The organism is Hafnia alvei, from assembly GCF_900095695.1.
GTDB lineage: Bacteria > Pseudomonadota > Gammaproteobacteria > Enterobacterales > Enterobacteriaceae > Hafnia > Hafnia alvei_B.
This window is the reverse complement of record NZ_FMIQ01000053.1, coordinates 24267-33170: the sequence shown is the minus strand read 5'-3', so window position 1 is coordinate 33170 and position 8904 is coordinate 24267. Positions and strand designations below refer to the sequence as shown.

10 protein-coding genes are annotated in these 8904 nt (G+C 48.5%); 7 read left to right on the top strand and 3 right to left on the bottom strand.

All coding sequences use genetic code 11. The annotated features are described in order from the left end of the window. Positions 1–133: 133 nt before the first annotated feature. Positions 134–697, bottom strand: a complete 564-nt coding sequence (gene gmhB, locus BN1044_RS13510) for a D-glycero-beta-D-manno-heptose 1,7-bisphosphate 7-phosphatase (protein WP_072309145.1) — start codon at positions 695–697, stop codon at positions 134–136. Between the two features lie 190 nt (positions 698–887). On the opposite strand from gmhB, the gene metN reads away from it, so the two are divergent. The 6 genes from metN to proS all read left to right on the top strand — a co-directional run bounded on the left by metN (position 888) and on the right by proS (position 6565). Beyond that, the gene (gene metN, locus BN1044_RS13505) at positions 888–1919 is read left to right on the top strand and encodes a methionine ABC transporter ATP-binding protein MetN (RefSeq protein WP_025801176.1); all 1032 of its coding nucleotides are present in this window, start codon (positions 888–890) and stop codon (positions 1917–1919) included. After that, positions 1912–2565, top strand: coding sequence for a methionine ABC transporter permease MetI (locus tag BN1044_RS13500; RefSeq protein ID WP_072309144.1), 654 nt, complete (start codon positions 1912–1914; stop codon positions 2563–2565). The genes metN and BN1044_RS13500 overlap by 8 nt, the downstream gene beginning before the upstream one ends. A gap of 107 nt (positions 2566–2672) precedes the next feature. Continuing rightward, a complete protein-coding gene (locus BN1044_RS13495) occupies positions 2673–3488 on the top strand; it encodes a MetQ/NlpA family lipoprotein (protein WP_025801174.1) in 816 nt (271 codons plus the stop codon). A gap of 115 nt (positions 3489–3603) precedes the next feature. Further along, a complete protein-coding gene (gene rcsF / locus BN1044_RS13490; protein ID WP_072309143.1) occupies positions 3604–4023 on the top strand; it encodes an Rcs stress response system protein RcsF in 420 nt (139 codons plus the stop codon). Next, positions 4020–4727: a tRNA (N6-threonylcarbamoyladenosine(37)-N6)-methyltransferase TrmO gene (tsaA, locus tag BN1044_RS13485; RefSeq protein WP_072309142.1), complete on the top strand. Its 708-nt coding sequence runs from the start codon at positions 4020–4022 to the stop codon at positions 4725–4727. The genes rcsF and tsaA overlap by 4 nt, the downstream gene beginning before the upstream one ends. A 119-nt stretch (positions 4728–4846) precedes the next feature. Continuing rightward, on the top strand, positions 4847–6565 hold the full coding sequence (gene proS, locus BN1044_RS13480) for a proline--tRNA ligase (RefSeq protein ID WP_025801171.1): 1719 nt from the start codon (positions 4847–4849) through the stop codon (positions 6563–6565). Between the two features lie 73 nt (positions 6566–6638). Here the strand turns inward: proS and creA are convergent, their stop codons facing one another. After that, positions 6639–7115: a protein CreA gene (gene creA, locus BN1044_RS13475; RefSeq protein WP_072309141.1), complete on the bottom strand. Its 477-nt coding sequence runs from the start codon at positions 7113–7115 to the stop codon at positions 6639–6641. 244 nt (positions 7116–7359) lie between these two features. On the opposite strand from creA, the gene robA reads away from it, so the two are divergent. Further along, positions 7360–8238, top strand: coding sequence for an MDR efflux pump AcrAB transcriptional activator RobA (gene robA, locus BN1044_RS13470; protein WP_072309140.1), 879 nt, complete (start codon positions 7360–7362; stop codon positions 8236–8238). On the opposite strand, the gene gpmB is transcribed toward robA, so the two are convergent. Then, positions 8235–8882: a 2,3-diphosphoglycerate-dependent phosphoglycerate mutase GpmB gene (gene gpmB / locus BN1044_RS13465; RefSeq protein ID WP_072309139.1), complete on the bottom strand. Its 648-nt coding sequence runs from the start codon at positions 8880–8882 to the stop codon at positions 8235–8237. The two genes, robA and gpmB, sit on opposite strands and share 4 nt — an antisense overlap. Positions 8883–8904 lie beyond the last annotated feature (22 nt).

Genomic DNA, 8904 nt, shown 5'->3' with positions numbered 1-8904 from the left:
AGACCGCCGATACGGTGTGAAGTGATTCACATGTTCCGTGTCGATGGAGGCGCATTATAGGGAGTTCTCACGGGCTGACAACCCCTAATTACACTTTTTTTTCTGTTTGGCTTATTTTCAGCCATTTAGTGCACTAAACCCGCTGTTTTATCGCTTTTGGCAAGTCAGCAAGGCTCTTAATCACGAAATCCGCCTTGGCCTCAGCTTCTGGGGTCACGGGTTTACCGCTGCGAACCAATACTTTAGTCCCCACGCTAGCCGCTTCACCCGCGAGTAGGTCTTCTATTTTGTCGCCTACTATATAAGAAGCACTCATATCGATATTTAGCTCTTCTTTAGCGGATAACAGCATACCAGGCTGTGGCTTGCGGCAATCACATACCTGACGAAATTCTTCTACACTTCCCTCGGGGTGATGCGGGCAGTAATAAACGCCGTCCAAATCAACGCCGCGATCCGCCAAAGACCAATCCATCCATTCGGTGAGATGCATAAACTGATCTTCGGTAAACATACCGCGAGCAATACCGGACTGGTTCGTGACCAATACTAAGGCATACCCCATTTTTTTCAGCTCAGCCATGGCGTCAATGACGCCATCTATAAACTGGAAGTTATCGCTTTCATGGACATATCCGTGATCGACGTTAATCGTGCCATCACGATCTAAAAAAATTGCGGGAACAAGCTGGGCCACAGATATTCACTCCTTATGGCGTTAGATGCCCTCAGTATCGCACGATTTACATGAAAGGGAGAGCCTCAAGCGCACTCGACATCTGTTGACTTAGACGTCTAGACGCCTTAACATCTAGTTCAATACTTTGGGCTTTCCCAAAGTTTGCTTTTTATCTGCCACGGGCAACACCAAAAGTAAAAATATAAAAATGATTAAACTTACAAATATCACCAAGGTTTTTCAGCAGGGTCAGCGCCAGATTAAAGCGCTGTCTGACGTGTCATTACACGTCCCTGCCGGGCAAATTTATGGCGTCATCGGTTCATCCGGTGCCGGTAAAAGTACACTGATTCGTTGCGTAAACCTGCTCGAACGCCCAACCAGCGGTACCGTTTTGGTTGGCGATCAGGACATGACTGCACTTTCTGAAAGCGCATTGACCAAAGCGCGCCGTCAGATCGGCATGATCTTCCAGCACTTTAACTTGCTCTCATCGCGAACTGTTGCAGGGAACATCGCTCTGCCGTTGGAATTAGATAACACGCCGCGTAGTGAAATCACGCGTCGCGTCAGTGAGCTATTAGATTTGGTCGGCCTAAGCGATAAACGAGATGCCTATCCCGCAAACCTGTCTGGCGGGCAAAAACAGCGCGTGGCAATTGCGCGTGCATTAGCCAGCAACCCAAAAGTCCTGCTGTGTGATGAAGCCACCAGCGCGCTTGATCCTGCAACCACGCGCTCCATTCTGGAACTGCTGAAAGACATTAACCGCCGTTTGGGTCTGACAATTCTCCTAATCACTCACGAAATGGATGTAGTGAAGCGCATTTGCGATCAGGTAGCCGTAATTAGCGATGGCCAACTGATTGAGCAAGGCACCGTTGGCGAAGTGTTCTCCCATCCAAAAACACCACTCGCGCAGCAGTTTATTCATTCCACACTGCATTTAGATATTCCAGACGATTTTGCTGCTCGCATGACACCAGATCGTAAACCTGATACGCAGCCGCTGTTGCGCCTTGAATTTACCGGCCAGTCCGTCGACGCACCGTTAATCTCTCAGGCCGTTCGTCGTTTTAATGTCGATATCAGTATTTTAAGTTCTCAAATGGATTATGCCGGCGGCGTTAAATTTGGCGTGATGTTAGCCGAGCTGCACGGTGATGACGCGGATGCGTTATCTGCTATTGAGTTTTTCAAGAATCATCAGGTAAAAGTAGAGGTACTGGGTTATGTCTGAGGCAATGATGTGGTTAATGGGCCGAGGCATTTGGGAAACCGTCGTCATGACCTTTGTATCCGGCTTCTTTGGTTTTGTTATCGGTCTACCCGTCGGCGTGCTTCTTTACATAACGCGTCCGGGACAAATTTGGGAAAACGCCAAGCTGTATAACCTGCTTTCCGCGTTGGTTAACATCTTCCGTTCCATACCGTTCATTATTCTCTTGGTATGGATGATCCCTTTTACCCGCGTCATCGTAGGAACGTCTATCGGTTTGCAGGCAGCATTAGTGCCATTGACCGTTGGCGCAGCACCGTTTATTGCTCGCATGGTCGAAAATGCGCTATTGGAAATCCCGACAGGGCTGATTGAAGCTTCACGAGCCATGGGCGCAACGCCGCTGCAAATCATCAACAAGATCTTATTACCGGAGGCGCTTCCAGGCTTGGTCAATGCGGCAACCATCACATTGATTACCTTGGTTGGCTACTCAGCAATGGGCGGCGCAGTCGGTGCTGGCGGTCTAGGACAGATTGGTTATCAGTATGGTTATATCGGATATAACGCAACCGTGATGAATACGGTATTAGTATTGTTAGTGATTTTAGTGTATCTGATCCAGTTTAGTGGCGATCGCATTGTTAAAGCGGTCAGCCGCAAATAAAGCAGTCTAATAATAAAAACGGCGCTCGCTATGGCGCGCCAAACGATGTTTCAAAACAACGTCTCAACAACAATGTCTCAAGAACAAGTCAAAAGAAGGATAAGGGTATGTCATTAAAGTTTAAGTCGATTGCTGTCGTTGGCGCACTTCTGGGTTCTCTGGCGCTGGCGGGCTGTGGTCAGGAAGAAAAAGATCCCAATCATATTAAAGTGGGCGTTATTGTCGGGGCAGAGCAGCAGGTTGCCGAAGTTGCACAGAAAGTTGCCAAAGACAAATACGGTCTGGACGTTGAGCTGGTTACATTTAACGACTACGTTCTGCCAAACGAAGCCTTGAGCAAAGGCGATATTGATGCGAATGCTTTCCAGCATAAACCTTATCTGGATCAGCAAATCAAAGATCGTGGCTACAAACTGGTTCCAGTCGGTAGCACCTTCGTTTACCCAATTGCGGGCTACTCGAAGAAAATCAAATCTCTGAGCGAACTGCAAGATGGCTCTCAGGTTGCCTTACCAAACGACCCAACTAACCTTGGCCGTTCACTGTTACTGCTGCAAAAAGTGGGTCTGATTAAACTGAAAGACGGCATTGGCTTACTGCCAACCGTGTTGGACGTGACCGAGAACCCGAAAAAACTGAAGCTGGTTGAGCTGGAAGCACCACAATTGCCACGTTCACTGGACGATGCGCAAATTGCTCTGGCGGTTATCAACACTACCTATGCAAGCCAAATCGGCCTGACTCCAGCCAAAGACGGTATCTTCGTTGAGGATAAAGATTCTCCATACGTAAACCTGATCGTGGCTCGTGAAGACAATAAAGATGCAGAGAACGTGAAGAAATTCGTTCAGGCTTATCAGTCTGATGAAGTTTACAACGCTGCCAATAAAATCTTTAACGGTGGCGCAGTTAAAGGCTGGTAATTGCCTCTCGCAGTTATAGTACGTAATATCTTCAAGACGGGCGATTGCCCGTCTTGTCATTTCTGTCATACCTTGATTCAATAGCACTCACTTTTATAAAAATCAGGAAACATTTATGCGTGCATTACCTTTATGCTTGCTCGCTGCCACTTTGGCTTTGTCCGGTTGTTCTTTACTGCACTCGAAATCAGAAAATACAACGCCCGTTCAACCGGCAAAAGCACAGGTAAGCACAACAAAAACCACCAAGCCGACCCAGCCGAAACCGCGTCCGGTAAAAGTGTATGACAATGCCGAAGACTTGGTGGGCAAACCTTTCCGTGATTTAGGTGAAGTGGCAGGCAGTGTTTGCCAAGCAACAGAGCAAGATTCGCCACCGAATCTGACTACAGCGCGCAAGCGTATGCAGATTAAAGCTTCAACCATGAAAGCAAATGCGGTGTTACTACATCAATGCCAAGTGGTCACCGATGTGCAAGGTTGCTACCAACAAGCGGTGTGTAAAGGTTCTGCGCTAAACGTTTCCAAGCAATGAGTCAGTTTACCTTCGATACGATCGGGATTATTCGCTCTCCTTATAAAGAGAAATTTGCCATCCCTAGACAGCCAGGGCTCATTGAGGACGGAGGCGGCGAGCTGGAGCTTGTTGCACCTTACAACCAGCCCGAAGCGGTACGTGGCCTCGAAGAGTTTAGCCATTTGTGGATCGTTTTTGTCTTTCATCAAACGATGGAAGGTGGATGGCGCCCCACGGTTCGCCCGCCACGCTTAGGGGGAAATGCACGCATGGGCGTTTTCGCCACACGCTCCACGTTTCGCCCTAATCCAATTGGCATGTCGTTAGTTGAGCTAAAATCTATCGATACCAAAGGCGGCAAAGTGATATTAACGCTGGGCAGCCTCGACTTGGTCGACGGCACGCCAATCATCGATATCAAGCCTTACCTGCCTTTTGCTGAAAGCCAGCCTCAGGCTCGCGGTGGTTTCGCTCAAGACGCACCTCAAGCAGATATGCCCGTTAGTTTCTCGGACATTGCTCAGCAGCAAATTCAACAACACCAGCAGCGCTATCCTCATCTGCAGCGATTTATCCAACAGGTGCTGGCGCAGGATCCTCGTCCGGCCTACCGCAAAGGAGAGCGCGAAGATCGCATTTATGCCGTGCATCTGCTCGATTTTAACGTGCGTTGGCAGGTGAAAAATGGCATAACCGAAGTGATCGACCTGAATTCAGTCTAGAATTTCATGCCCTTCTCTTTTGACAACTCGCCGTCGCTGGTAAACTAAGCCACTTTTCTTTATTTTGGCCGCCTTTCCCGACGGTCTGATACATATTGCGTTCTAACGGAACAATACACATGCGTACAAGCCAATATCTGCTCTCCACTCTGAAGGAGACTCCAGCCGACGCCGAAGTTATCAGTCACCAACTGATGCTACGTGCCGGTATGATCCGCAAACTGGCCTCAGGTCTTTATACCTGGATGCCTACCGGTCTGCGTGTTCTGAAAAAAGTTGAAAACATCGTCCGTGAAGAGATGAACAACGCCGGCGCAATCGAAGTGTCCATGCCCGTAGTTCAGCCTGCGGATCTGTGGCAGGAAAGCGGTCGTTGGGAACAGTATGGCCCTGAGCTGCTGCGCTTCGTCGATCGCGGCGAACGTCCATTTGTATTGGGTCCAACCCACGAAGAAGTTATCACCGATATGGTGCGCAATGAGATCAGCTCTTATAAGCAGCTGCCACTGAACTTCTTCCAGATTCAAACCAAATTCCGTGATGAAGTTCGCCCGCGCTTTGGCGTCATGCGTTCGCGTGAATTCCTGATGAAAGATGCTTATTCTTTCCATACGTCTCAGGAATCATTGCAAGAAACCTACGACAAGATGTTTGCTGCGTATAACAAAATCTTTAGCCGTATGGATTTGGATTTCCGTCCAGTTCAAGCGGATACCGGCTCTATTGGTGGTAGCGCTTCCCACGAATTCCAAGTGTTGGCACAAAGCGGTGAAGATGATGTCATCTTCTCCAATGAATCTGACTATGCGGCAAACATCGAATTGGCTGAAGCCGTGGCACCTAAAGGTGAACGCGCTGCGCCAACGGAAGAGCTGCGTATCATTGATACACCAAACGCCAAAACTATCGCTGAATTAACCGAACAGTTTAATCTGCCGGTTGAAAAAACCGTTAAAACTCTGCTGGTTCATGCCACCAAAGAGAGCGGTCATGCGTTAGTTGCTCTTCTGGTTCGTGGCGATCACGAACTGAACGAAGTAAAAGCTGAAAAACTGGAAATGGTTGCCAGCCCACTGACGTTTGCAACCGAAGCTGAAATTCGTGCGGTTGTTAACGCGGGCCCAGGTTCTTTAGGCCCAATCAATATGACTGTGCCAGTAGTGGTTGATCGCACCGTTGCCATGATGAGTGATTTCGGCGCAGGCGCAAACATTGACGGTAAACATTACTTTGGCATCAACTGGGAGCGCGATCTGCCGTTGCCACAGGTTGCGGATATCCGTAACGTGGTTGCAGGCGATCCAAGCCCAGATGGCAAAGGCACCTTGCTGATCAAACGCGGTATCGAAGTTGGCCATATCTTCCAGCTCGGCACTAAATATACCGAAGCCTTGAAAGCGACTGTCCAAGGTGAAGATGGCCGTAATCAGTTAATGACAATGGGCTGCTACGGAATTGGGGTAACACGCGTTGTTGCCGCCGCTATCGAGCAGAATCATGACGACCGTGGCATTATCTGGCCAGACGCTATTGCACCGTTCCAAGTCGCTATTCTGCCAATGAATATGCATAAATCTTTCCGCGTGAAAGATCTGGCGGAATCTCTGTACGATAGCCTGCGCGCTAAAGGTATCGACGTGATTATGGATGACCGCAAAGAGCGTCCAGGCGTGATGTTTGCCGATATGGAGCTAATTGGTGTACCGCATACCATCGTTATCGGTGACCGTAATCTCGACAGCGATGAAATTGAATATAAGCATCGCCGCAGCGGCGACAAACAAATGATTAAAACCGGTGAAATCGAAGATTTCTTACTGGCTCGAATCAAACGCTAGAGTCGTTTGTTAGAGAATGAAAAAGGCCGACAGCAATGTCGGCCTTTTTGTTACTAAATGATTCAACGTTAAATCACTGTGCCGCAGCGGCAGCTGGAACGCTTGTCTCGGCAGTAGCCCAAGGCATGATAGGCACTGCGCTGATGGCGTTCTTCGGAGAACCATCCACAACTTTGTCGGAATAGGTCAAATAGACTAAAGCGTTGCGAGCAGGATCGTAAAAACGGACCACCTGTAGTTTTTTAAACACCAATGAAGTGCGTTTACGGAAAACAACTTCTCCATCAGATTTCTTATTCTTGATCTTTTCGCTTATTGCGATTGGCCCTACTTGCTGGCAAGAGATCGCGGCATCAGCAGTATCTTCTGCTAATCCCAAGCCACCTTTAATGCCGCCCGTTTTAGCTCGGCTGATGTAGCAGGTCACATTTTTAATGTCTGGATCGTCAAATGCCTCAACCACAATTTTATGGTCAGGCCCCAGAATTTTAAACACTGTATCAACTGAACCGATCTGTTCTGCGTGAGCGGCAGAAAGCATCGCAGTCATTGTGAAACATAACCCTACAAAAAATTTGTTCACCTAAGTACCTCGGATAATTATAATCACGCCAGTTATTAATAAAACAAACGCAATTACATACTATATAAAAGATCTAAATCTTACAGCACGGCTCACACCTGCATAGCACTCTTTGCGCTGAAAAAACCTTAATATAAGTTTAAGGCGCAAAAAATTGCTATTATGCCGTTTAGTTGCTGTATACGATCATTACTGCTTTTGAGGATGCTATATGGATCAGGCCAGTATTATTCGTGACCTGTTAAGCTGGTTGGAAGGACACCTAGACCAACCACTATCGCTCGATAACGTCGCAGCCAAAGCGGGATATTCTAAATGGCACCTGCAACGAATGTTCAAAGAAGTCACTGGTCAAGCCATTGGGGCCTATATACGCGCACGCCGTTTATCTAAGGCCGCCGTGGCACTGCGATTGACCAGTCGCCCAATTTTAGATATCGCACTGCAATACCGTTTTGACTCGCAACAGACTTTCACTCGCGCCTTTAAGAAGCAGTTTAATCAAACTCCTGCGCTTTATCGCCGTGCGGAAGATTGGCATGCTTACGGAATGTGCCCACCGATTCGTCTCGGTCTAAGCAATTTGATTCAACCTGAGTTTATAACATTGCCAAGCATATCATTAGTCGGCATCACACAATGTTATACCTGTACGTTGGAGCAAATTAGTAAAGTCCGTACCGAACTGCGTAGCCAGTTCTGGCACGATTTCCTGCACGATGTGAAAAACATCCCGCCGGTTCTATATGGCTTACACCACTCTCGCCCAAGTTTGGATAAAGACGACGAGCAAGAAGTGTTGTATACCACTGCGCTGGAGATTGAGCATTTACCGCCTGATGTCACTAAAGAAGTGCAGTCTATAACTCTTCTCGGCGGCGAATATGCCCAATTTTGCTATAACGGCCCGGCAGAAGGATTTCAAGAATTTATCTTGAACCTTTACGGAACCACATTGCCAACGCTAAATTTGGTGCGTCGTAAAGGTTACGATATCGAGCGATTCCATCCACAAACGGATTCCTCGCAGCGACCACCTAAACATATCTGCTGCGAGTATCTGATTCCGACCCGTCGCGAAGAAGGTTAACGCTGGATCTCATCAAGTGCAGGTCTATCCAGATGATGGATATCACCTGCACTTTCAACGACCCATCCCGGCGCAAGCCAAGGACTTTGCTGATAGTCTACCCGCGATAACGAACAGTTGCGCAGGCGCAAACGTCGCTCAGCGTGTGGTGGTAATCCTAAGATAGTCCCTAACAGCGCCCCCAAGGCAATCCCATGACTCACCAACGCGGGCTGACTTCCCTCAGGTAAATCTAGGCAGCTATTCAGGGCAGCGCGCATGCGCGTGGCCAGTTCTGCCATACTTTCCCCGTCTGGGATACGTGCATTTGGCGTACCATCAACCATCTGCTTACGCCACTTCTCTTCCTCAGGGGAAAGGGAATCAAGCAAACGCTCTTCTAATACGCCCATATGCAGTTCGCGCAGGCGCGGATCGAGGATAAGCTCACATCCACAGGCATCAGCGATGGCCTGCCCTGTTTGGCGAGTCCGTCCCAGATCGCTGGCAATAACATGCGTGATCCCCATCTGGCTCAAACGCGCCGCTACCTGATGCGCTTGAAGTTCTCCTAACTCGGTCAATGGACTGTTGGATTGTCCCTGAATCCGGCGTTCTGCGTTCCACTCGGTTTCACCGTGGCGAATAAGATATACCTGTGTCATGTACTTTTTCCGTATACTGCGA